Here is a 23,357-nt window from a genome sequence, read left to right as displayed (position 1 = left end):
CCGATGACGATCCCCGCCACCCCTTCCTTCGTCGCGGTCGAGCGCGCCACCGCCGCGAGCCGCGGCGCCCTCGTCGTCGGCATCGTGCTGGTGCTCGTCGCCGCCAGCCTGCCCTTGTGGGGCGAGTCGAGCTGGATGCGCGAGTTCGTCGAGATCGCCTGCTACTTCATCTTCGCGATGATGTGGAACCTGCTCGCGGGCTATGGCGGCATGGTCAGCATCGGGCAGCAGGCCTTCTTCGGCGTCGGCGGCTACGCGATGCTGGTGCTCGGCAACTTCGCGGGGCTCAATCCCTTCGTCGCGATCCCGCTGGGCGCGCTGGCCGCGGGACTGGTCGCGATTCCGGTCTCCTTCATCGCGTTCCGGCTCTCGGGCGGCTACTTCGCGATCGGCACCTGGGTCATCGCCGAGGTGTTCCGGCTGAGCTTCGCCAACGTGTCGGCGGTGGGCGGCGGCTCGGGCACCACGCTGACGGCGCTGCGCGGCATCGACAAGGCCACGCGCGAGAGCGTCACCTACTGGATGGCGCTGGGCTGCGTGGTGGCGGCGGTGGCGCTGGTCTACCTGTTCCTGCGCAGCAAGCGCGGCCTGGCGCTGCTGGCGATCCGCGACAACGAAGTGGCGGCCGAGTCGCAGGGCGTGCCGGTGGCGCGCATGAAGCTCGCCGTGTACGGGGTCGCGGCCTTCGGCGCGGGGCTCGCGGGGGCGCTGTACTTCGTCGGCAACCTGCGCATCAGCCCCGACGCGGCCTTCAGCGTCAACTGGAGCGCGTTCGCGATCTTCATGGTGGTGATCGGCGGCATCGGCCGCATCGAAGGGCCGTTGGTCGGCGCGCTCGTCTTCTGGGCGCTCAACAAGTTCCTCAGCGACTACGGCACCTGGTACCTGCTGGGGCTCGGGCTGCTCGCGATCGTGGCCACGCTGTTCTTCAAGCAGGGGCTGTGGGGCTTCGCGCAGCAGCGCTGGGGCTGGTCGCTGTTTCCCACGCAACGCAGGCTGGTCGCCAGGGAACCGTGATTTCGCGTTGCGTCGCAGCATTCATGTAACGATCTGTTTACAATTGTTGCTCCGCCGCTTACATCCGGAGTTCCTCCCGTGACGATCACCAAACGCCGCCTGCTCGAGGGTGGCGCCGCAGCGCTGGCCGCCTCCCTTCTTCCCCAGGGTGCCTGGGCCCAGGACAAGCCGCGCGCCGGCGAAGCCGCCTGGCCCACCAAGCCCGTGAAACTGCTGGTCGGCTTCCCGACCGGCGCCTCGCCCGACCTGCTGGCGCGCGCCATCGCCGAGCCGCTCTCGAAGCTGCTGCGTCAGCCGGTGCTGGTCGAGAACAAGCCCGGCGAGAGCGGCAACATCGTGGCCGACCAGGTCGCCAAGGCCACCGACGACCACACCATCGGCGCGCTGATCAACGGCAACCTCACGATCGCGAAGCTGCTCAATCCCAAGCTCTCCTTCGATCCCGAGAAGGACTTCGCGCCGGTCGGCATGGTCGGCACCGCGCCGCTGGTGCTGGCCGTCTCGGGCAATGCCACCGGCAAGACCGCGGCCGACCATCTGCTGTGGGTGCGCAACCTCGGCAGCGGCGGCAAGTACGGCACGCCGGGCGTGGGCACGGTGGGCCACCTGGGCATGGAACTGCTCAAGAGCCGCTCGGCCATCACCGCGCAGCACAAGCCCTACACCGGCAATCCGCAGGTGATCGCGGGCCTGCTCGCGGGCGAGATCCAGCTCGCGCTGCTGCCGCCCGCGCTCGCGATGCCGCACGTGCGTTCGGGCAAGCTCAAGGCCATCGGCGTGACCTCGCCCGAGCGCAGCCCGCTGGTGCCCGATCTGCCGACCATCCGCGATGCCGACGTGCGCGGCGCCGACCTCGAGATCTGGACCGCGCTGGCCGCGCCCGCGGGCATGAACAAGGCCGCGCTGGCCAGGCTCAATGCCGCGCTGGTCGAGGTCATCAGCACGGACGAGGTGCGCGAGGCGCTGCTCAAGACCGGCTGGCAGGCCCAGCCCGGTTCGCCCGACGCGCTGGCGCGCCGCATGCGCGCCGACACCGCGCGGCTGGGCGGCGTGATCCTGATGAAGGGCATCCACGCCGAGGGTTGAGCGTCGCCTGTGGCATGCTGGCCGGCCCGATACCGGACCGACCGGCATGAGCGAGCGCCTTTTCCTCCATCTCGACGACGGCCCCGTGCTCGGGCCGCCGATGGACGCGCCCGGTAGCGCGGTGCGCTCCTTCGCCGCCAGCGCGCCGCTGCGTCCGCATGTCGCCAACATCCTCGTCTACAGAGAGCGCTTCGCCGAGGGCGAGGAGGTGCTCGAGCGCGTGCTGCCCGACGGTGCCGCGCGGCTGGTCTTCAACCTCGGCGACGCGCCCTCGGCCAACGGCGTCGAGGGCCTGGCCGTCGAGGCCATCGGCGCCTCGGCCGAAGCCGTGCTGGTGCGGCTGCGCAAGCGCATGGAAGGCCTGTCGATCACCCTGCGGCCCGGTGCCGCGGCCCTGCTGCTCGGCCTGCCCGCGGGCGAGCTCGCGGGCCGCGTGCTGCATCTCGACGAACTCTGGCGCGGCGCCGGTGCGCAACTGCTCGAACGCATGGCCGACGCCCCCAGCGATGCCGCGCGCGTCGCGCTGCTCGATGCCGCGCTGTGCCGCCGCCTCGCCGAGGCCGACGGCCGCGCGCAGGCGAGGCTGGGCCTGCATCCGGGCGCGCTGCAGGCCGCGCAGCTGATCGCGGCCTCGGCCGGCCGGCGTCCGCTGCGCGAGGTGGCCGAGGCGGTGGGCCTGGGCGAGCGCCGGCTGCAGCAGTTGTTCCATGCGCAGGTCGGCCTCTCGCCGCGCGCCTGGCGCCGGCTCGCGCGCATGCATGGCTGCCTGCGCGCGCTGCGTGCGACGCCGATGCCGGCCTGGGCCGAGGTCGCGGTCGACAGCGGCTTCTACGACCAGTCGCACATGGTCAACGAGTTCCGCGCGCTGTGCGGCGTCACGCCCACCGAGTTCCTGGGCCGCGCGATTGCGGGTTCTTCCAAGACGCCGGCGTGAGGCGGCGCTACCTTCGGCGCTTCTTTCCTTTTCAGCGAGCCGACCGATGACCGACCAGCCCACGGGTGCGAATGCACTGCCCTCCCTGCAAGGCCGCGTGGCCGTGGTCACGGGCGCGAGCCGCGGCGCGGGGCGCGGCATCGCGCTCGAACTCGGCGCGGCCGGCGCCACCGTCTATGTCACGGGCCGCAGCACGCGCGCGCAGCCCGCGGACAGCTACGGCCAGATCCTTGCGCTGTCCGGCATGCAGCGCGTGCCCGGCAGCATCGAGGACACGGCCGAGGAGGTCACGCGCCTCGGCGGCCAGGGCGTGGCGGTGCGCTGCGACCATGCCGACGAAGCGCAGGTGCAGGCGCTGTTCGCGCGCGTCGAGCGCGAGGCCGGTCGGCTCGACCTGCTGGTCAACAACGCCTGGGGCGGCCACGAGAGCTTCAACGGCGTGTTCGAGGCGCCGTTCTGGGAGCATCCGCTGTCGAACTGGGAGGCCATGTTCGACCGCGGCGTGCGCAACCATCTCGTGGCCAGCCGCTGCGCCGCGCCGCTGCTGGTGCGCCAGGGCCACGGCCTGATCGCCACCACCACCTTCTGGGACCGCGACCGCTACCTGCGCGGCAGCCTGTTCTACGACCTCGCCAAGGCCGCGATGACGCGGCTGGCCTTCGGCATGGCGCAGGACCTGCGCGCGCACGGCGTGGCCTCGGTGGCGGTGTCGCCGGGCTGGATGCGCACCGAGTTCGTGCTGGCCGGCCACCAGACCGACGAGGCGCACTGGCACGAGCGGCCCGCGCTCGCGCGCACCGAATCGCCGCGCTACATCGGGCGTGCCATCGTGGCGCTGGCCGGCGACGCGAACGTGATGCACAAGACCGGCCGCGCGTTGCGCGTGGGCGACCTCGCGCGCGAGTACGGCTTCACCGACATCGACGGCCGGCAGGTCGCGCCCTTCGAGATGGAGGACGGCGGCGCCTGAGACGCCACCGTCCCTCGGCTCACTTCGCGGCGCGGTCGAACAGCGCCTGGTCGAAGCGGATCGTGATCACCTCGGTGTCGTCGGGGTTGCCCGGCAGGCGTCCGTCCTCGGTCGGGAAGTTCGAATCGATCGCCACCGCGAGCGTGTGCGCGTCCACCACCTCCACGCTCTCGATCGAGTCGAAGGGCATGCTGAAGCGGCCGGCCGCCACGTTGGGCAGCGGGCCGCCGATGCCCTTCGGGTCGGCGATGTCGAGCAGGTCCACCAGCAGCGTCTTCTTGAGCGCGCCGTCGGCGTCCTTCACGTCGAGGTCGACGAGGTAGAGGCGCTTGACCACCGCCTTGGTGCCGAACAGGCTGTCGCGCTCGATCAGCACGAAGCGGCTGCCGCCGACGTTCGTCATGTCGCCGATCACGATCTGGTTGTCCTTGGCCGGCCCGTCCTTCCTGTAGACGAGGGTCTTGCCGGTGTAGAGCATCGCGGCCGGATCGAACTCGAAGAAGTTCAGGTAGCGCTCGTCGTCGGCCACCGGGCGCAGCGACGCCAGCGAGGGCGCGGCCTCGGGCACGGCGTAGAGCCGGCTGCGGTCGGCGTTGAAGGCCAGGCTCTCGAAGCCGCGGCTCGACAGCGAGGTGGAGCTGACGGTGCCGGCCATCACCTCGGGGTGCGAGGGGCTGCGCAGGAAGGGATGCGGCACCGGGTCGGCCATCAGCGTGCCGTCCTTGTCGAAATGCAGGATGTAGGGGCCGAACTCCTCGCCGACGAAGTAGCTGCCGTCGGGTGCGCGCGCGATCGATTCCACGTCGAGGTCGAAGCCCGTGAGCAGCCGGCCGCTGCGGATGCGCGCATCGACCGCGATGCCGCTGTCGACCAGGGTGTTGCCCGACAGCGTCTGGTAGTTGGCGAAGTCGGCCGTGATCTTCAGATCCACGCCCTTGCCGTCCTTGAGGAAGCCCTTGGCATCGTTGAAGGCCACGTGGCGGTTGACCGTGATCGCGCCCGGGCGGCTGCTGCCGTCGGCCGTGGTGCGCAACGCGATGCTCACGTTGTAGAAGCCGATCACGAAGTCGGCCGAGTTGCCCTTGCTGCCATAGCCGTTGTCGGGCAGGGCGGTCCAACTGCCGTCGTCGTTCTTCAGCAGTGCCGAGAAGCCCGGGATCGGCTGGCCGTTGACGAAGGGCGGCGCCACGCCGAGCGCGGCGGTGATGAACTGGCCCGAGGTCGGGCCGCTCCAGCGCGCCGTGTCGGACAGCGAGGCCCAGCCCGTGAGCTGGTGCGGCAGGCCCTTGCCTTCGGCCGCGGGCGGCGGGGCCGGCGGCGCGGGGGCCGGTGCCGGCGCGGGCGGCAGCACCGGGAAGGCGATGCCGCCGCCATCGCCGCCACCGCAGGCGGCGAGCAGCGCGATCGTGGACAGGGCCGCGGCGAGATGGCGCGACAGGACGGACCGCGCGAAGCGGCCGGACGTGATGGACATGGCTGATCCCCCGGTTGTTGTGCCGCGGGAATCTAGAGAGCGGCGATGACAGTCCGGTGAAGGCCTTGCGCACCGGGCGCGCTCGCTCAGAGCAGGCTCGAGATCCGCTGCGCCGCCTCGCGCAGCGCGGGCAGCATGCTGTCCTGCATCACCTTCGCGCTGGTGCGGTTGGCCTGGCCGCTGATGTTGAGCGCGGCCACCATGCGGCCCGCGCGGTCGACGATCGGCGCGGCCACCGAGATCAGGCCCTCCTCGAGCTCCTGGTTCACCAGGCACCACTGCTGGCGCCGCGCCTGCGCCACCTTGGCCAGCAGCGCGTCGATGTCGGTCACCGTGTGCTTGGTCAGCGGCTCGATCGCCGAGGCCTCGAGCCGCGCGCGCACCTCTTCGTCGGGCAGGTCGGCCAGCAGCAGCCGGCCCAGCGAGGTGCAGTAGGCCGGCAGCCGCGAGCCCACGCCGAGGCTGATGCGCATGATCTTCTGCGTCGGCACGCGCAGCACGTAGACGATGTCGGTGGCGTCGAGCACCGCGGCCGAGCACGACTCCTGCACTTGCTGCACCAGCGCTTCCATCACGGGCTCGGCGCGGTTCCAGATCGGCATCGACGACAGGTAGGCGAAGCCCAGGTCGAGGATGCGCGGCGTGAGCGTGAACAGCTTGCCGTCGCTGACCACGTAGCCCAGCGTCTGCAGCGTGAGCAGGATGCGGCGCGCGCCCGCGCGCGTGAGGCCGCTGGCGGCGGCCACCTCGCTGAGCGTCTGGTGCGGCGCGCTCGCGCTGAACGAGCGGATCACCTGCAGGCCGCGCGCGAAGGACTGCACGTAGCTGTCGCCGGGGGCGGGCGTCTCGGTGGGCGCAAGGGGGCGGGTTGCCATGGGTGTGGATCCTCTCTAGAATTCATTATACGAACAGATGTTCGATATACGAACAAAATAGATTTCCCCCAAGACGCGCAGCGACAACCCGTCTTCCCGCCTCTCCACCATCCTTCTTCGGAGACAGATCCATGATCGACAAGATCGCGCCCTCCATCGCCGATGCCCTCGCGGGCCTGGCCGATGGCGCCACCGTTCTCATCGGCGGCTTCGGCACCGCCGGCATTCCCGGCGAACTCATCGACGGCCTCATCGAGCAGGGCGCGCGCGACCTGACGGTGGTCAACAACAACGCCGGCAACGGCGACACCGGCCTCGCCGCGCTGCTCAAGGCCGGCCGCGTGCGCAAGATCATCTGCAGCTTCCCGCGCCAGGCCGACAGCCACGTCTTCGACGCGCTCTACCGCAGCGGCCAGCTCGAGCTCGAGCTGGTGCCGCAGGGCAACCTGGCCGAGCGCATCCGCGCGGCCGGTGCCGGCATCGGCGCCTTCTTCTGCCCCACGGGCTACGGCACCGAGCTCGCGGGCAACCGCGAAACCCGCGAGATCGATGGCAAGCAGTACGTGCTCGAGTACCCGATCCACGGCGACGTGGCGCTGATCAAGGCCGAGCGCGGCGACCGCTGGGGCAACCTGGTCTACCGCAAGGCCGCGCGCAACTTCGGCCCGGTGATGGCCATGGCCGCGAAGAAGACCATCGCCACGGTGCACGACATCGCCGAGCTCGGCACCATGGACCCCGAAACCATCGTCACCCCCGGCATCTTCGTGCACAAGGTGGTGCGCATCGAGCGCGTCGCCACGCAGGCCGGCGGCTTCAAGAAGGAGGCATGACCATGAGCTACACCCGTCGCACCAAGGACCAGCTGGCCGCCCGCGTGGCGCAGGACATCTTCGACGGCGCCGTCGTCAACCTCGGCATCGGCCAGCCCACGCTGGTGGCCAACCACCTGCCGGCCGGCCGCGAGGTCATCCTGCACAGCGAGAACGGCATCCTCGGCATGGGCCCCGCGCCCGAGGCCGGCGAGGAGGACTACGACCTGATCAACGCCGGCAAGCAGCCGGTGACGCTGCTGCCCGGCGGTGCCTTCTTCCACCATGCCGACAGCTTCGCGATGATGCGCGGCGGCCACCTCGACATCTGCGTGCTCGGTGCCTTCCAGGTCTCGGCCACCGGCGACCTCGCGAACTGGAGCACCGGCGAGGCCGGCGCCATTCCCGCGGTGGGCGGCGCGATGGACCTCGCGATCGGCGCCAAGCAGACCTGGGTCATGATGGACCTGCTGACCAAGAAGGGCGAGAGCAAGATCGTCGCGCAGTGCAGCTACCCGCTGACCGGCATCGGCTGCGTGAAGCGCGTGTACTCCGACCTCGCCACGCTCGAATGCACGCCGCAGGGCCTGAAGCTGGTCGACAAGGTCGACGGGCTCGCGCATGCGGAGCTCGAGAAGCTCGTGGGCCTGCCGATCGCCGTATAAGACGGGCAGCCGAACGCAGAAGGAAGACAAAAACTACGCAGAAGTCGCAGAAGAATCCAAAAACATTTTTGGTTTTTCTTCTGCGACTTCTGCGCAACCTTCGCGACCTCTGCGTTCGGTTCCCGCTCCCGTATTCACTCCTCATAGAGACACACCATGACCAACCAAGCCTTCATCTGCGACGCCGTGCGCACTCCCTTCGGCCGCTACGGCGGCGCGCTCTCGAGCGTGCGCACCGACGACCTCGGCGCGGTGCCGCTCAAGGCGCTGATCGAGCGCAACAAGAACGTCGACTGGCAGGCCGTGACCGACGTGCTGTACGGCTGCGCCAACCAGGCCGGCGAGGACAACCGCAACGTCGCGCGCATGGCCTCGCTGCTGGCCGGCCTGCCGATCGAGGTGCCGGGCGCCACCATCAACCGCCTGTGCGGCTCGGGCCTCGATGCCGTGGGCAGCGCGGCGCGCGCCATCCGCGCCGGCGAGGCCGGCCTGATGATCGCGGGCGGCGTCGAGAGCATGAGCCGCGCGCCCTTCGTGATGCCGAAGGCCGAGAGCGCCTTCAGCCGCAACAACGCGGTCTACGACACCACCATCGGCTGGCGCTTCGTCAACAAGCTCATGAAGGCGCAGTACGGCGTCGACTCGATGCCCGAGACGGCCGAGAACGTGGCCACCGACTACAAGATCGAGCGCGAGGCGCAGGACCGGATGGCGCTGAACTCGCAGCTGCGCGCCGTGGCCGCGCAGAAGGCCGGCTTCTTCGACGCCGAGATCGTGCCGGTGAGCGTGCCGCAGAAGAAGGGCGATGCGATCGTCGTGAACAAGGACGAGCATCCGCGCGAGACCAGCCTCGAAGCGCTGGCCAAGCTCAAGGGCGTGGTGCGGCCCGACGGCACCGTCACCGCCGGCAATGCCAGCGGCGTGAACGACGGCGCCTGCGCGCTGCTGCTGGCCGACGAGGCCAGCGCCGCCAAGCACGGCCTCACGCCGCGCGCGCGCATCGTGGGCATGGCCACCGCCGGCGTCGCGCCGCGCATCATGGGCATCGGCCCGGCGCCCGCCACGCAGAAGGTGCTGGCGCTCACCGGCCTCACGCTCGACCAGATCGACGTGATCGAGCTCAACGAGGCCTTCGCCGCGCAGGGCCTCGCGGTGCTGCGCCTGCTGGGCCTTTCGGACGACGACGCGCGCGTCAACGTCAACGGCGGCGCGATCGCGCTGGGCCATCCGCTCGGTGCCAGCGGCGCGCGCCTCGCGACCACCGCGGTCAACCAGCTGCACAAGAGTGGCGGCCGCTATGCGCTGTGCACCATGTGCATCGGCGTCGGCCAGGGCATCGCGCTGATCCTCGAGCGCGTCTGAGCCCGCGTCCAACCTGAACCGTACCCCCGTCGATCGATCGGCCACACCCGACAACAACAACCGCGCGATCGATCGACTTGAAGCCATCGGCTGCCGCACCCGCGGCCCGATGGCATTTTTTTCAACCAAAAAGGAGAAAGAGGATCATGGTTTCCACATCGAACAAGGCGCGCCGCGCCCTCGGCCTGGCCGCCTTCGCGCTGGCCGCGGCCGGCCTGCTGCCGTCCCTGGCCACCGCGCAGGCGGCCTTCCCGAGCAAGCCGGTGCGCATCATCACGCCGTTCCCGGTCGGCGGCGGTCCCGACGGCGTGGCGCGGCTGGTGGCCGACAAGCTGTCGCGCGCCTGGGGCCAGCCGGTGGTGGTCGAGAACCGGCCCGGCGGCAACGGCTTCATCGCGATCGATGCCTTCAAGCGGGGCGCGAAGGACGGCCACGACATCATCGTGCTCGACAACGTGCACCTGGCCGCCTACCCGGCGCTGTTCAAGAAGCTGCCCTACGACACGGCCAAGGACTTCGACGCGCTGCTGCCGCTGTTCAAGACCTACTTCTTCTTCACCGTCGCCACCAACAGCAAGTACAAGACCGTGGGCGACCTGATCGCCGACGCCAAGGCCAACCCCGGCAAGCTCGACTACGGCTCGTGGTCGGTCGGCAACCCGGTGCACCTGGGCTCGGAGCTGTTCGAGTCGGCCACCGGCACGCAGATGGAGCACGTGATCTACAAGGAGACCACCCAGCTCTACACCTCGGTCGCCACCGGCGAGCTGGCCTTCGCGCTGGGCAGCAGCGCCACCGCCGGCCCGCTGCAGCGCGCCGGCAAGCTGCGCTTCCTGGCGGCCGCGGCGCCGCAGCGCGTGGCGGCCTTCCCCGACGTGCCCACTGTGAGCGAGTCGGGCGGCCCCAAGGGCTTCGAGGTGATCGGCTGGAACGCGATCGCCGTGCCCAAGGGCCTGCCGGCCGCGGTCACCGACAAGATCAAGCGCGACATCGAGAAGGGCCTGGCCGAACCCGACGTGCTCGAGAAGTTCAAGAGCTTCGGCTACGAGCCCTTCCCGACCACGCGCGAGCAGTTCAATGGCTTCGTCGCGGCCGAAACCACCCGTTTCACGGATGTCATTCGGAAAGCGAACGTATCGCTCGACTGAGCCTGCGTGACGCTGCGTACGCCCCTGGCGTACGCAGCGTGGGAGCGATTGGATTCACCGGATGAAGGCTTTACGGTCTCTTACCGAACAACGAAGTCTTTTGACTATTTCCTGAGCGCGTCCTACAGCGTGGTTCCGGGGGCGGGCGATATGGTTGCGGCCAATAACCAATCGCTCCTTTTTCCTCGATCTTGAGAAAAAACCACCACCACCACGCTGTCACACACCCCGCGCGCTCCAACCCTCCCGCCACCTTCTTCCCCTCCACCTTCAGGTTCTCCGCCGCGGCGCTTCTCGTCGCCGTGGCGTGGGCGGGTGCGAGCACGCAGGTCAGGGCGCAGGTCGAGCGGCCCGGCGCCGCGGCACCCGCCGCCCTCTCCGGGGCCGACAGACCGGCCGGCTATGACGCCGCCGCGCACGACGCGCTCGTCGAACGCATCCGCGCCGGCAAGGCGACGCCGCGCGAGGCACTCGATGCGCTGCAGGCCTGGTTCCCGCGCGCCGCGACCGCGGCCCAGCGCGAGCGCCTCGCGTCCGACGGCGTGGTGTGGGCACTGCAGGTCGACAGCCCACGGGAATCCGTGGGATGGGCGCGCGCCGTGCCGCTGGATCGGCTCGCGAACTACGCCTTCGAGTCCGCGTTCATCGCCGCGCGCCGCGTCGACGACCGCATCCTGCAACTGCAGCTCACCGCGCTGCAGCCCACGCAGCGCATCGTGCGGCGCGAGAACGCCTTCGCGCTCGAGGACCAGGGCTCGCTGACCGAGGCCCTGGCGCAGGCCGAGGCCGCCGAGCGCGCCACGCCCGGCAGCTTCAGTGCCTTCGAGCTCGCGAGCCTGCGTCAGCAGGCGCTGGGCCAGCGGTTGCGCTGGGCCATCGCGGAGCGCGACCAGCGCGGCGGCGAGGGCCCCGAGCGCTTCGAGGCCATCGATGCGCTGTTGCCGCTCTATCCGAACGAGTTGCAGGCCGCGGCCGATGCGGTGCAGCGCGCCACGCAGGCCGGTGAGGCCGACGAGCTCGAACGCTGGAAGGCGCTGTACCTGCGCCTCTATGCCGACCATCTGCTCGCCGTTTCCGCGCGCGGCCGCTTCCCCGAAGTGACCGTGGCCTACGAGCGCTGGCAGGCCGAGCATCCGCAGCAGCCGCTGCCCTACTACGCGCTGTCCGACGTGGCCGGCGCCTACCAGCAGCAGCGCCGCTCCGACCTCGCCGTGCCGATCTACGAGGAGGCGCTGCGCCGCGGCGGCGATGCCATCCCCGTGCCCAGCGACACCCATACCGGCCTGGTCTATGCCTACCTCGACACCGCGCGCTTCGAGGACGCCGAGGCCCTGCTGCAGAAGCTCGAGCAGGCCACGCCGCCGATGCTGCGGCTCACGCCCGAGCAGGGCCGGCCCAATCCCGAGTACGCCGAGGTGCGCAACCTGCGCGCGCTCTACCAGCTCTACACCGAGCGGCCCTGGCAGGCCGAGACCAGCTTCCGCGGCCTGACCTCGCTCGCGCCGCTCAACGCGGGCTTCCGCTCGGGCCTGGCCGAGACCATGAAGCTGCGCGACAAGCCCGACGAGGCACTGGGCCGCTACCGCGAGACGCTGGTCGACCATCCGTGGGACGTGGCCGCGCGTGCCGGCTACGCGGGCGCGCTGTTCGATGCCGGCGAGATGCGCGCCGGCCGCGAACTGACCGAGAGCCTGCAGGCCGAGGCGCCCGAATCGATCGCCGTGCGCAATGCCGTCGCGCAGCGCGACACGCTCTACGCGGCGCGGCTCGACGTCGAGGCCGACTACGGCCAGGGCCACGGCAGCAGCGTGCTGGCCGACCGCGACTGGCGCGTCGACTCCAAGCTCTCGTCGCCGCTGTGGGACGACCGCTGGCGCCTGTTCTTCCGCCAGGTGTTCGCGCGCGGCGACACCTCGCTGGGCAACATCGACCTGTCGCGCACCGGCGTCGGCGTCGAATACCTGCAGGGCCGCTGGCGCGCCAGCGCCGAGCTGCACCAGGCCGACAAGGGCCGCTACCGCACCGGCCTCGCGCTCGGCGTGGACTGGCGCGCCAGTGATGCCTGGCGCTTCTCGGCGCGCTTCGACTCGAACAGCCTCGACACGCCATGGAAGGCGCGGCTGGCGAACGTCGGCGCGCGCTCGGCCGAGCTCGGCGCCACCTACGTGGTCAACGAGTCGCGCGCCTTCGAGGCCCGCTACCAGCGCATGGACTTCAGCGACGGCAATGCGCGCGACGGCTTCGGCCTGCGCTGGCGCGAGCGCCTCGTGAGCGGCCCGCGCTTCCAGCTCGAAGGCACGTTGAGCGGCGAGACCGGGCGCTACGACCGCCAGGACGTCGACTACTTCGCGCCGCGCAGCGAGAGCGCGTTGCAGGTCGGCCTGACCGGCAAGTACCTGGGCTGGAAGCGCGACGACCGCCGCTTCTCGCATGTGTTCGGACTCGAGGCCGGCAGCTACCGCCAGCAGGGCTTCGGCGGCGGCGCGCTCTGGTCGCTGCGCTACGGCCACGAATGGGTGTTCGGCCGCTCGGCCACCTTGGCCTACGGCCTGGGCATCGCGAGCCATCCCTACGACGGCGTGCGCGAGCGGCGCCGCTTCGTCTACCTCAACCTGTCGGTGCCGTTCCAATGAAGAACAAGACGTCCATTCCGATGGCGCTGCGCCTGCTCGCGCTGCTGCTCGCCACGCTGCTCGCCGGCGCCGCGCTGGCCCAGGGCCTGCCGCGCGCCACCGCGCTGCCGGCGCCCGATGCAGACGACGGCAAGAGCTTCCGCGCCATCGCGCTGCACGACGTGCGCCACAACGTGCGCGAGAGCTTCGTCGACGAGCCCGAACCCACCGCGCTCGACGAGCGCACCGTGGCCGACTTCTTCGCCTGGCTGCGCAGCTCGGGCCACCATCCGGTGAGCCTGCAGCAGATCGTCGACGCGCGCGCCGGCGGCCGGCCGCTGCCCTCGAAGGCCGTGCTGCTGACCTTCGACGACGGCTACGAGAGCTTCTATACCAAGGTCTATCCGCTGCTGAAGCAGTTCGGCTATCCGGCCGTGATGGCGCTGGTCACGGGCTGGCTCGAGGTGCCGCCCGGCCAGGTGGTCGCGGGCTACGGCGCGCGCAACCCGTTGAAGCGCGAGGCCTTCATCACCTGGAGCCAGGCGCGCGAGATGGGCGCCTCGGGCCTGGTCGAGTTCGCGAGCCATGGCGATGCGATCCACACCGGCGTGCCCGGCAATCCGCAGGGCAACCTGCAGCCCGCGGCCGTCACGCACCGCTACGACAGCGCCACCGGCCGCTACGAGGACGACGCGGCCTGGATCGCGCGCGTCGAGGCCGACCTGCGCCGCAGCCGCGGCCTGATCGAGGCCCAGACCGGCACCCGCGTGCGCGCCATGGTGTGGCCCTACGGCGCCTACAACAAGCAGACGCTGCGCGCGGCCGACCGCGCCGGCATGCCGATCACCCTGACGCTCGACGAGGGCGCGAACACGCCCGAGGTGCCGCTGCAGACCATCCGCCGCGGCCTGGCCACCTACGACATGTCCGTGCCCGACTTCAGCCTGCTGCGCGCGCCCGCGCGGCCCGATCCGCGCGCGCTGCACCGCGCCATGCACATCGACCTCGACCACATCTACGACCCCGACCCGGCGCAGCAGGAGGCCAACCTCTCGCGCCTGCTCGACCGGGTGCAGGCCGTCGGCCCCTCGGCCGTCTACCTGCAGGCCTTCGCCGATCCCGATGGCGACGGCGCCGCCGATGCGCTGTACTTCCCGAACCGCCACCTGCCGATGCGCGCCGACCTGTTCAACCGCGTCGCCTGGCAGCTGCGCACGCGCACCGGGGTCGAGGTGTATGCCTGGATGCCGGTGCTCGCGTTCCAGCTGCCCGCGAACCACCCGCTGGCCGACGTGCGCGTGACGCACCTCGAACCCGCCTCGGCCGCGGCGCGCGACCAGACGCGCTACCACCGGCTCTCGCCGGCCGATGCGCGCGTGCGCGCGCTGATCGGCGACATCTACGAGGACCTCGCGAAGAACACGCCGATCGCGGGCCTGCTGTTCCACGACGACGCCACCTACAGCGACGACGAGGACGCCAGCCCCGCGGCATTGCGCGAACTCGCCGCGCAGGGCCTGCCGGCCGACCTCAGCGCGGTGCGCGCCGATCCCGCGCTGCGCGCGCGCTGGACCGTGTGGAAGACGCGCCAGCTCACCGACTTCACGCTCGAGCTCGCGCAGCGCGCGCGCGACTGGCAGCCGCGCCTGCTCACCGCGCGCAACCTCTATGCACGCCCGGTGCTCGAGCCCGCGGCGCAGGAGTGGTTCGCGCAGGACCTCGCGCAGTCGCTGCAGGCCTACGACTACACCGCCGTGATGGCGATGCCCTTCATGGAGCAGGCGGCCGATCCGCAGGCCTGGCTGGCGGCGCTGTTCCGCCAGGTGGCGGCGCAGCCGCAGGGCCTGGCGCGCACCGTGTTCGAGCTGCAGGCGCGCGACTGGCGCAGCGGCCGCATGGTCGACAAGGACACGCTGGCCGCGCAGTGGACCCTGCTGCACCGACTGGGCGCGCGCCATGTCGCGCTCTATCCCGACGACTTCCTCGCGGGCGAGCCGCCGCTGGTGACGGTGCGCGACATCCTCTCGGTGCGCGCCAACCTCGCGGGCGGCAAGGTCGACGGCCTCGAGACGCCGCCGGCGCTCGCGCCCGCCAAGCCGGCCCCGGCCTCCGCGCCGACCGCACCGGGAGCCGCGCGATGAACCCCGAATTCTTCGGTTCCGACGTGGTGCGGGCCCTGCTCAACTACGTCTTCTACTACCCCTTCCTCGCGGCCTATGTCTGGATGGCCGGCGGCATCGCGCATGCGCTGGTGTTCGAGCGCGGCCGCCACCGGCGGATCGATCCGCTGCCGCTGCTGCCCGAGCGACCGCTGGTCAGCGTGATCGTGCCCTGCTTCAACGAGGGCGAGCGCGTGCAGGAGGTGATCGAGCAGCTGATGCGCAGCCACTACCCGAACTACGAGGTCATCGCGGTCAACGACGGCAGCAGCGACGACACCGGCGCCATCCTCGATGCGCTGGCCGCGCGCTACGGCCAGCTGCGCGTGGTGCACCACGCCACCAACCAGGGCAAGGCGGTGGCGCTCAACACCGCGGCGGTGCTGGCCAACGGCGAGTACATCCTCGGCGTGGACGGCGATGCGCTGGTCGACCCCGATGCCATCGCCTGGATGCTGACCCACATGCTTCATTCGGAGCGCGTGGGCGCCGTCACCGGCAACCCGCGCATCCGCGGCCGCACCACCCTGCTCGGGCGCATGCAGGTGGGCGAGTTCTCCTCCAACATCGGCCTCATCAAGCGCACCCAGCAGCTGGCCGGGCGGCTGTTCACGGTCTCGGGCGTGCTCTCGATGTTCCGCCGCAACGCGCTGCTCGACGTCGACTTCTGGAGTCCCGACGTCATGACCGAGGACATCGACATCAGCTGGAAGCTGCAGCTCAAGGACTGGCGCGTGCGCTACGAGCCGCGCGCGCTGTGCTGGATCCTGATGCCCGAGACCGTGCGCGGCCTCTACCGCCAGCGCCAGCGCTGGGCCACCGGCGGCATCCAGACCCTGCTGCGCTACACGGGCCAGGTTCTCAAGCCGCGCAACTTCATGATGTGGCCGGTGTTCCTCGAGTACCTGGCCAGCGTGGTCTGGGCCTACGCCATGTTCGCGGTGCTGGTGCTCGCGCTGGTGCGGCGCTTCCTGCCGCCCGAGTGGCAGTACGTGGGCTTCTGGCCCGAGTGGCACGGGATGCTGCTGGGCATCACCTGCATGCTGCAGATGGGCGTGAGCCTGTGGATCGACCGCCACTACGACCGCGACATCCTGCGCTACCTGGTCTGGACCATCTGGTATCCGCTTGCCTTCTGGATGATCAACATGTTCACCACGGTCGTGGCCTTGCCGGCCACGATCCTGCGGCGCAAGGGCAAGCGCGCCCGGTGGACCAGCCCCGACAGAGGAGTGATAGCGAATGAACGATCGACTGCATCCGTCCGTGCCATCGAGCATGAATGAAGACCTGGGCCTGGATCTGGGCGCGGTGCCGCCCCGGCCCAACGGCAAGGCGCCGCCGCGCGAGCGCGAATGGGCCGAGCCGCAGGGCGAGGTGCCGGTGCTCGATGCCGCGCGCATGCCGCTGAGCGCCTTCATGCGCCACAAGACGCCGCAGGGCGCGCTGTTCATGTTCGTGTGGCTGCGCATCGCGCGGCCGCTGCTGCTGGCCGCGTTCTGGGTCGGCGTGGTGTTCTACGCCTGGCGCCACTTCTTCCAGGTCTGGCGGCCGGTGGAGGGCTCGAACCTGCTCACGCTCTACGCCCTGTCGGTGCTCGGCATCTTCGCGCTGATGCTGCTGCTCGCACCGGTGCGCCGGCGCGCCATCGCCGACGAGGAGACGCGCGGCCGCTCGCCCGACAGCACCGTGGCCCAGCTGGCCGAATACACTTCGCTGGCGCCGCAGCGCCTCACGCTGTGGCAGCGCGCGCGGCGCCTGCTGGTGCAGCACGACCGCGACGGCCGGGTGACCGACGCGGCCGACCTCGACACCGAACCCGCGATGCTCACGCCTTCGGGCACGGCGGTGCGAAAGCGCCGCGCCTGATGCCGCATCGATCCACCCCGGGACACGGACCTTTCGAATCCGGCCACGCGGCCGCTGCGTACGCATGCCCATGAAAAAGACAGAAGTGATGGCGACGGCGATGGAGATGGCGAGAAAGGGGCTGGGCTTCGCGCCGGCGCTCGCGATCGAGCAGATCGCCGAATTGATCGCGCAGGAGGACCCGGCGGACGAGCTCCACGACAGCAAGGTCGAGCGGCTGCTCAAGCTGGCGGCCTGCATCTGGAGCCTGCGGCGGGACGTGGTGACGCCGCCGGGCGAGAGCGGGCGCGTGTTCTAGCAACCCTTCTCAGGACGCACGCGCCTGCGCCGTGCGCCACCGCGCGGGCGTGGTCCCCTCCCAGCCGCGGAACGCGCGCGTGAACGAATTCAGCTCCTCGAAGCCCAGCACGAAGGCGATCTCGCCGGCTTCGAGCTGCGTGTCCTCGAGCAGTTGCCGCGCGGCCTGGTGCCGCACCTCGTCGAGCAGCCGCTGGTAGCTGGTGCCGGCCTCCTCGAGCCGGCGCTGCAGCGTGCGCGTGCTCACGCAGAGTTCGGCCGCCACGGTCTGGATGCTCGGGCGCTCGCCGCGCAGGGTGCGGCCCAGCACGGCGCGCGCCTGGTCGAGCAGCGAGGCGGCCGGGGTCTGCGCGGCCAGTGCGGCCTCCAGGCCGGGCAGCAGCACCGCGAGCAGGTCCTGGTTGTGGGTGACGAAGGGCTGCGCGAGCAGCGCCTCGTCGAACACGATGACGTCGGCCGCGGCGCCGAAGCGCGGCGCGCAGCCGAAATGCGCGCCCAGCATCGCGGCCTGCGCGCTCGTGTGCGCGCGCACCAGCTCCACCCGGCGCGGCACCACGCGGGTGCCGGTGCCGCGCCGCGCGAGCTCGAGCACCGACGCGAAGGTGCCGTCGGTCAGCAGCTGCGGCGAATGGCCCTCGACCAGGAACCAGTGGAAGCGCACGCGGACCTCGCCGTCGCCGCGCTCGATGCGGATCACCTCGGGGCAGGTCAGCCGCTTGAAGCGCGACAGCCGCTGCAGTGCCTCGCCGAAGTTCGGCGAGTGCAGCGCCGCGATCGAGGCGATGTCGTAGTGCTCGGTCGCGCCCTCGGCGCCGATGCGCAGGCCCAGCGCGGGATCGGGGTTCATCGCGGCCAGCGCGTCCCACACGGCGAACATCTGCCGCGTCGTGATGCGCGCCTTGCCGCTCGCGAACAGGTCGGCCGGCAGGCCCGCGCGGCGCAGCATCGACTGCGTGTCGAAGCCCAGCAGCCGCAGCCGCTGCTGCATCACGGCGGGCACCACGATCAGGTCGGGCGGGCGCTGGGTCATCGCCGGTCGTCGCCCGCCGCGAGGTGGATCGCCGCGCGGATGCGCGGATAGGTGCCGCAGCGGCAGATGTTGCCGCTCATCGCGGCGTCGATGTCGGCGTCGCTGGGCTTCGGCGTGTGGCGCAGCAGCGCGCAGGCCGACATCAGCTGGCCGCTCTGGCAGTAGCCGCACTGCACCACGTCGAGTTCGGTCCAGGCGCGGCGCAGCGCGTCGATCTCGGGGCCCTTCACGCCCTCGATGGTCGACACCGCGCGGCCCTGCACGGCCGACAGCGGCGTGGCGCAGGAGCGCACCGCCTCGCCGTCGAGCATCACGGTGCAGGCGCCGCACAGCGCCTTGCCGCAGCCGAACTTGGTGCCGTTCATGTGCAGCTCGCCGCGCAGCACCCACAGGAGGGGCGTGTCGTCCTCGGCCGTCACGGCGACGGGGCGGCCGTTGATCTGGAGCGTGGTGGTCATGGGGTTCCTTCCTTTTCTATCGTGCCGTGCGTTCAGGCCAGGCGCAGCGGCAGCGAACGCAGCCGCTGGCCGGTGAGCGCGAACACCGCGTTGGCCACGGCCGGCGCCACCGGCGGCGTGCCCGGCTCGCCCACGCCCGTGGGCGACGCGCTGCTCGGCACGATCGCGATCTCGATCTGCGGGCATTCGTTCATGCGCAGCGGCGCGTAGTCGTGGAAGTTGCTCTGCTGCACCTGGCCGCGCTCGATGGTGATCTCGCCGTGCAGCGCGGCCGAGAGGCCGAACACGATCGCGCTCTCCATCTGCTGGCGCACCAGGTTCGGGTTCACGGCCAGCCCGCAGTCGACCGCGCAGTACATGCGCCGCACGCGGATCTCCCGCTCGGGCGTCAGCGAGACCTCGGCCACCTGCGCCACCACGCTGCCGAAGCTGCGGTGCAGCGCGAGGCCGCGCGCGCGGCGCGTGCCGTCGGCCTCGGGCGCCAGCGGCGTGCCCCAGCCCGACATCGCCGTCACGCGTTGCAGCACGCCCAGGTGCCGCGCCTCGGCCGGGCTGCCCGCCAGCAGCGCGCGGCGAAACGCCACCGGGTCCTGGCCCGCGGCATGCGCGCATTCGTCGATGAAGCTCTCGGTGAAGAAGCCGTTCTGCGAATGGTTGACCGAGCGCCAGATGCCGACCGTGACCGCCGACTCCATCGTGCGGTGCGCCACGCGCGCATTGGCGAAGCGGTAGGCGGTGGTGGCCGTGCCCTCGGCCGCCGCGCTCAGGAAGGCCGGCGAGCCCAGGCTCGAGCCCGCGGTGTCGACGCGCCAGGCCACCAGCCGGCCCTGCGCATCGAAGCCGGCCTTGCTGCGCGCCACGTAGGCCGGGCGGTAGTAGTCGTGCGCCATGTCCTGCTCGCGCGACCACATCAACTGCACCGGCATGCCGTCCGTTTCGCGCGCCAGCGCCGCCGCCTGCATCACGAAGTCGCCGAGGTAGCGGCGCCCGAAGCCGCCGCCGAGGTAGGCCAGCCGGATGTCGACCTTCGCGGCCTCGATGCCCAGCACCTTGGCGATGCCGCCGCGCAGCATGCCCGGCCCCTGCACGCCGACCCAGACGGTGGCCGCGCCGTCCTTGAACTGCACGGTGCAGTTCATCGGCTCCATGGTGGCGTGCGCGATGAAGGGCACGCGGTACTCGGCCTCGATGGTGCGCTCGGCGCTCTTCATCGCGGCGTCGGCGTCGCCGGTCTCGAGGTGCGCGTCGGCCTGGTCCGGCGCATCGAGGCTCTGCGCGAGCTGGTCGATCAGCGCGCGGCTCGACAGGCTGGCGGCCGCGCCGTGGTCCCAGTCGATCGCGACCTTGTCGAGCGCGCGCATCGCATGCCAGGGCGTGTCGGCGATCACCGCCACCGCGCCCGAGGTCATGCCGCCCGAGCCCAGGCCGCCGCCCACCGGCGCGAGCGCCACCACCTTGCGCACGCCGGGCATCGCGCGCGCGGCCGTGTCGTCGAAGCGCGCCACGCGGCCGCCCAGCGTGGGGCACATCGCGAGCGTGGCGTAGAGCAAGCCGTCGGGCGGCAGCGCGTCGAGCCCGTACCGCGCCGAGCCGTCGAGCTTGGAGGCGCTGTCGAGGCGGTGCACCGGCCGGCCGATCAGCGTGTAGCGCGAGGGATCCTTGAGCACGACTTGCGCCGGCAGCGGCTGCGTCGCCGCGCGTGCCGCCAGTTCGCCGAAGCGCGCGCTGCGTTGCGAGGCCGGGTGCGACACCCGGCCGGCCGCCACCTCGCATTCGGCCGCCGGCACGCCCCAGGCCGCCGCCGCGGCGCCCACCAGCATCGCGCGCGCCGAGGCGCCGGCCTCGCGCAGCGGCGTCCACTGGTCGACGATGCCCGACGATCCGCCGCTGCCCCAGAGCCCGGGCACCTCGCGCAGCAGCTTGCTGACCACGTGGCGGGTGCCGCGCTTGAGCGCGCCGTCGTCGTCGGGCTTGAACATCGGCAGGTTGTCGAGCAGCGCCGCTTGGTTGTTGTAGATCGGGTCGTAGCCGGCCTGCTCGAGCCGCAGCTGGGCGAGGTCGGCATCCATCTCCTCGGCCAGCAGCATCGCCAGTCCGGTGTGGATGCCCTGACCCATCTCGGCCGCGGCCATCATCAGCGTGACCGTGTCGTCGGGCGACACCTTGACCCAGCCGTTCAGAGCCACCTGGCCGCTGGCCATGGCAGGCAGCGGCTCGGCGGTGGTCAGCCGCTGGCGCGTGGGCGAGGCGGACCAGCCGACGACCAGCGCACCGAGGGTGGCGGCCGTGCCGAGCAGGAAATGGCGACGTTTGAGGGCGGGCATGGGGCGGACTCCGTGCGGCTTCGAGCGGCCGCGATGGGCGGGAGTGTGCGCGGCGCACCGCGGCCTTGCCAATCCGATTGCGCCAATCGAACGGCGGATCGCGCCAGCCGGCGGGCCCGGCCGGGCCGGGTCCGTGCGTCGACCCGGTGTTTTCGGCCGGCCGGCGGTTTTTTTGAGCCCCCGCTCCGCGGCGCCTGTGAGCTAGGACACATTTGTCACCAGAAAGTTAATGCGGGTTGCTACCGGGATCCGTAGTATTCATTTCGGTTTAAGCATCTCATGCGCAATCCGCATAACGGCCCGTTTTCGAACGTGCAACGGCCGACCTCGCGTCGGCAGTGGAACCACCCCAGCGTGTTGCGGTTCGGCGAACTTACCTAGCGGAGGAAACCAGATGGCCGTACGTGATCGCGTCACCAGCCCCGTGGCGCTTGCCTTGCCGACGCCAAGGCCCGGTCATGTCGTGCGGTCCATCGTCGCGCCCATGGTCGCTCGCCTGCGGGCGGGCTTCGACGGGATCCGGCGTCCGAACCTGGCCGCGCCGCGCCATGCGCCGCCGTTCGCGCCGCGTGGCGGGCCGCGCGAAGGGCCCGTGGCGCAGTTCCCCGTTCCGTCGGCGCCCCTGCCGTCCGGCACCGGCGCGCCGGTGCGGGCCTGTGCCTTCGTCTTCATCGCGAACCTGCCGCAGCTCATGGAGGTCTACGGCGCCGAGTTCGCGCTGCACGCCAGCATCGAGATCAAGTACCGCCTGCTGACGAGCTTCGTGAGCGTGGCCGACGCCGACCTCGCCATGCTGCGGCACGACTGCTTCCTGCTGTGGAGCAACCCGGCGTTTCCGGTCGAGGACGCGCAGGCGCGGCAGGGCGCCTCGGCCCGGCTCGAGAGCCTGCTCACGGGCCTCGGCGGCATGCCGGTGCAGTTGCGCGACACGCGCGCGCTGGTGCAGCTGCACGTGGGCTGGAGCGACGCGCCCAGCCCCGGGCGCATGAGCCAGGCCGAGGTCGAGCTGCGGCTGTGGGCCGCGCAGCCGGCGCCCGACTTCCAGCTCGCGCAGACCGAGGGCTGGCAGCGGCTCTACCGCGAGGACATGGACATCGCGCTGCAGGTCAGCGACGCGCTGCATGCGCGGCGCCTCGCGATCGAATGGCATCCCGTGGTGGGGGCGCCGGCGCAGGCCGCCGCCTTCGCGGCACCGCTCTATCACGAGGCGCGCTTCCACACCGAGGGCGAGCCGCATGCCGCCGCCGCGCTGCGCTCCGAACTCTTCATGCCCTGCCTGCAGCGGCTGGGCCTGGTGCGCACCTTCGACCACCTCGCGGCCGGCCGCGTGGTGCGGCAACTGCGCCTGGGCGGCACCGTGCGCCTGGGCCTGAGCATCTCGGCGCAGAGCGCGCGGCGCGACCACTGGTGGGCCTCGCTGATGGTGCTGCTGCGGCGCGAGCCCGAGCTGGCGGCGCGCCTCGTGATCGAGATCGCCGGCGAGCCCACGCTGCCCGATCTCGAATCGGTGCGCGACTTCTGCCTGCAGCTCCAGCTCTGCGGCTGCCGCGTCGCCATCAAGCATTTCGGCGGCGACTCCGGCAACCTCGCCGCCGCCAAGGTCTGCCGGCCCGACATCATCAAGCTCGACCCGGTCTTCATCCGGCGCGCGCGCGAGGACCGCTTCGGCCGCGAGCTGCTCGAGGAGATGCTCGCGCTGTGCGGCAGCTTCGCGCCCTCCATCGTGGTCGACGGCATCGAGCGCGAGGAGGACATCCGCATGGCGCTCGACGCCGGCGCCGAATGGTTGCAGGGCTGCGGCATTCCCGCCGGCGCGCCGCTGCACGAAGGCACGCTCGCGCGCGGCCCCGGGGGACGCGCGTGAATCCCTCGCCCGACTTCCATCTGCAGCTCGCGCGGCTGGGCGCGCAGATCGACGTGCTGCAGCACACGCTGCAGGAGGTCATGCGCCACGGCGTCCTGCTGCAGGGCGAGCGTGCGCGCGAGAAGCTGCTGGCGCGCGACCAGTACCTGGCGCTCGAGGCCGCGATCCGCGAGCAGGAACTGCGCGATTCGCCCGCGCTGCGCGCCGTGCGTTCGGTGTGCGCGGCGTGCGCGACGGGCGCGCGGGCGCAGGCCGACGACGCGCTGCCCGATGGCGCGAGAAGCACGGAGGACGCGGAGGGCTCCGATGGCTCGGATGACGCCGACCGCGCGCGACCTCGTGGCGTGCCGGACTCCTTCGCCTAGCGCCGGCATCCGTCCGTGGCGCGGTGCGCCCCCTCC

The 23,357-nt window shown here is 71.3% G+C and carries 20 protein-coding genes; 15 read left to right on the top strand and 5 right to left on the bottom strand.

Annotation, left to right across the window (positions count from 1 at the left end):
• The first annotated feature begins 3 nt into the window (after window positions 1–3).
• The 4 genes from R0232_RS29900 (at window position 4) to R0232_RS29885 (ending at window position 4,007) form a co-directional block, all read left to right on the top strand.
• Window positions 4–1,017 (top strand): branched-chain amino acid ABC transporter permease, encoded by a 1,014-nt coding sequence (locus R0232_RS29900; protein ID WP_431510413.1) that lies wholly within the window; start codon window positions 4–6, stop codon window positions 1,015–1,017.
• Between the two features lie 78 nt (window positions 1,018–1,095).
• Window positions 1,096–2,103 carry a Bug family tripartite tricarboxylate transporter substrate binding protein gene (locus tag R0232_RS29895; protein ID WP_431510412.1) on the top strand — a complete coding sequence of 336 codons (1,008 nt, stop codon included), beginning with the start codon at window positions 1,096–1,098 and terminating at the stop codon, window positions 2,101–2,103.
• Window positions 2,104–2,149: 46 nt separating this feature from the next.
• The gene (locus R0232_RS29890; RefSeq protein WP_431510411.1) at window positions 2,150–3,037 is read left to right on the top strand and encodes a helix-turn-helix domain-containing protein; all 888 of its coding nucleotides are present in this window, start codon (window positions 2,150–2,152) and stop codon (window positions 3,035–3,037) included.
• Between the two features lie 46 nt (window positions 3,038–3,083).
• Window positions 3,084–4,007, top strand: a complete 924-nt coding sequence (locus R0232_RS29885) for an SDR family oxidoreductase (RefSeq protein ID WP_431510410.1) — start codon at window positions 3,084–3,086, stop codon at window positions 4,005–4,007.
• Window positions 4,008–4,026: 19 nt separating this feature from the next.
• Here R0232_RS29885 and R0232_RS29880 read toward each other — a convergent pair whose 3' ends face one another.
• On the bottom strand, window positions 4,027–5,481 hold the full coding sequence (locus R0232_RS29880) for an esterase-like activity of phytase family protein (protein WP_431510409.1): 1,455 nt from the start codon (window positions 5,479–5,481) through the stop codon (window positions 4,027–4,029).
• Window positions 5,482–5,567: 86 nt separating this feature from the next.
• Entirely contained in the window at window positions 5,568–6,356 is a 789-nt protein-coding gene (locus R0232_RS29875) for an IclR family transcriptional regulator domain-containing protein (RefSeq protein WP_093347615.1), read from the bottom strand.
• A gap of 131 nt (window positions 6,357–6,487) precedes the next feature.
• Between R0232_RS29875 and R0232_RS29870 the strand changes: the two genes are divergently transcribed.
• From R0232_RS29870 to R0232_RS29830, 9 genes are all read left to right on the top strand, one after another.
• Complete coding sequence (locus R0232_RS29870) at window positions 6,488–7,189, top strand: 3-oxoacid CoA-transferase subunit A (RefSeq protein ID WP_208510979.1); 702 nt, start codon at window positions 6,488–6,490, stop codon at window positions 7,187–7,189.
• Window positions 7,186–7,833 (top strand): 3-oxoacid CoA-transferase subunit B, encoded by a 648-nt coding sequence (locus R0232_RS29865; RefSeq protein ID WP_431510408.1) that lies wholly within the window; start codon window positions 7,186–7,188, stop codon window positions 7,831–7,833. Before R0232_RS29870 ends, R0232_RS29865 begins: the two co-directional genes overlap by 4 nt.
• A gap of 156 nt (window positions 7,834–7,989) precedes the next feature.
• Window positions 7,990–9,195 (top strand): 3-oxoadipyl-CoA thiolase, encoded by a 1,206-nt coding sequence (gene pcaF / locus R0232_RS29860; protein ID WP_431510407.1) that lies wholly within the window; start codon window positions 7,990–7,992, stop codon window positions 9,193–9,195.
• Between the two features lie 146 nt (window positions 9,196–9,341).
• The gene (locus tag R0232_RS29855) at window positions 9,342–10,343 is read left to right on the top strand and encodes a Bug family tripartite tricarboxylate transporter substrate binding protein (protein ID WP_431510406.1); all 1,002 of its coding nucleotides are present in this window, start codon (window positions 9,342–9,344) and stop codon (window positions 10,341–10,343) included.
• Window positions 10,344–10,645: 302 nt separating this feature from the next.
• Window positions 10,646–12,976 carry a poly-beta-1,6 N-acetyl-D-glucosamine export porin PgaA gene (gene pgaA / locus R0232_RS29850; RefSeq protein WP_431510405.1) on the top strand — a complete coding sequence of 777 codons (2,331 nt, stop codon included), beginning with the start codon at window positions 10,646–10,648 and terminating at the stop codon, window positions 12,974–12,976.
• Window positions 12,973–15,096 carry a poly-beta-1,6-N-acetyl-D-glucosamine N-deacetylase PgaB gene (gene pgaB / locus R0232_RS29845; RefSeq protein ID WP_431510404.1) on the top strand — a complete coding sequence of 708 codons (2,124 nt, stop codon included), beginning with the start codon at window positions 12,973–12,975 and terminating at the stop codon, window positions 15,094–15,096. Before pgaA ends, pgaB begins: the two co-directional genes overlap by 4 nt.
• Window positions 15,093–16,400: a poly-beta-1,6-N-acetyl-D-glucosamine synthase gene (pgaC, locus tag R0232_RS29840; protein WP_431510403.1), complete on the top strand. Its 1,308-nt coding sequence runs from the start codon at window positions 15,093–15,095 to the stop codon at window positions 16,398–16,400. The genes pgaB and pgaC overlap by 4 nt, the downstream gene beginning before the upstream one ends.
• Window positions 16,357–16,983 (top strand): poly-beta-1,6-N-acetyl-D-glucosamine biosynthesis protein PgaD, encoded by a 627-nt coding sequence (gene pgaD / locus R0232_RS29835; protein WP_431510402.1) that lies wholly within the window; start codon window positions 16,357–16,359, stop codon window positions 16,981–16,983. Before pgaC ends, pgaD begins: the two co-directional genes overlap by 44 nt.
• A gap of 70 nt (window positions 16,984–17,053) precedes the next feature.
• Window positions 17,054–17,281 (top strand): hypothetical protein, encoded by a 228-nt coding sequence (locus tag R0232_RS29830; RefSeq protein ID WP_431510401.1) that lies wholly within the window; start codon window positions 17,054–17,056, stop codon window positions 17,279–17,281.
• A 9-nt stretch (window positions 17,282–17,290) separates the two neighbouring features.
• Here R0232_RS29830 and R0232_RS29825 read toward each other — a convergent pair whose 3' ends face one another.
• The 3 genes from R0232_RS29825 to R0232_RS29815 are packed head-to-tail and all read right to left on the bottom strand — an operon-like array spanning window position 17,291 to window position 21,092.
• A complete protein-coding gene (locus tag R0232_RS29825; RefSeq protein WP_431510400.1) occupies window positions 17,291–18,310 on the bottom strand; it encodes an AraC family transcriptional regulator in 1,020 nt (339 codons plus the stop codon).
• Complete coding sequence (locus R0232_RS29820; protein ID WP_093347584.1) at window positions 18,307–18,768, bottom strand: (2Fe-2S)-binding protein; 462 nt, start codon at window positions 18,766–18,768, stop codon at window positions 18,307–18,309. The genes R0232_RS29825 and R0232_RS29820 overlap by 4 nt, the downstream gene beginning before the upstream one ends.
• Before the next feature lie 32 nt (window positions 18,769–18,800).
• Window positions 18,801–21,092: a molybdopterin cofactor-binding domain-containing protein gene (locus tag R0232_RS29815; RefSeq protein WP_431510399.1), complete on the bottom strand. Its 2,292-nt coding sequence runs from the start codon at window positions 21,090–21,092 to the stop codon at window positions 18,801–18,803.
• Between the two features lie 484 nt (window positions 21,093–21,576).
• Here R0232_RS29815 and R0232_RS29810 point away from each other — a divergent pair, with 484 nt between their 5' ends.
• Entirely contained in the window at window positions 21,577–22,956 is a 1,380-nt protein-coding gene (locus R0232_RS29810) for an EAL domain-containing protein (protein WP_431510398.1), read from the top strand.
• On the top strand, window positions 22,953–23,321 hold the full coding sequence (locus tag R0232_RS29805; protein ID WP_431510397.1) for a hypothetical protein: 369 nt from the start codon (window positions 22,953–22,955) through the stop codon (window positions 23,319–23,321). The genes R0232_RS29810 and R0232_RS29805 overlap by 4 nt, the downstream gene beginning before the upstream one ends.
• Window positions 23,322–23,357 lie beyond the last annotated feature (36 nt).

The organism is Variovorax sp. DAIF25, from assembly GCF_050711835.1.
GTDB lineage: Bacteria > Pseudomonadota > Gammaproteobacteria > Burkholderiales > Burkholderiaceae_C > Variovorax.
Note: the sequence above shows the minus strand (reverse complement) of the source record. Positions and strands in the feature narration are given on the sequence as shown.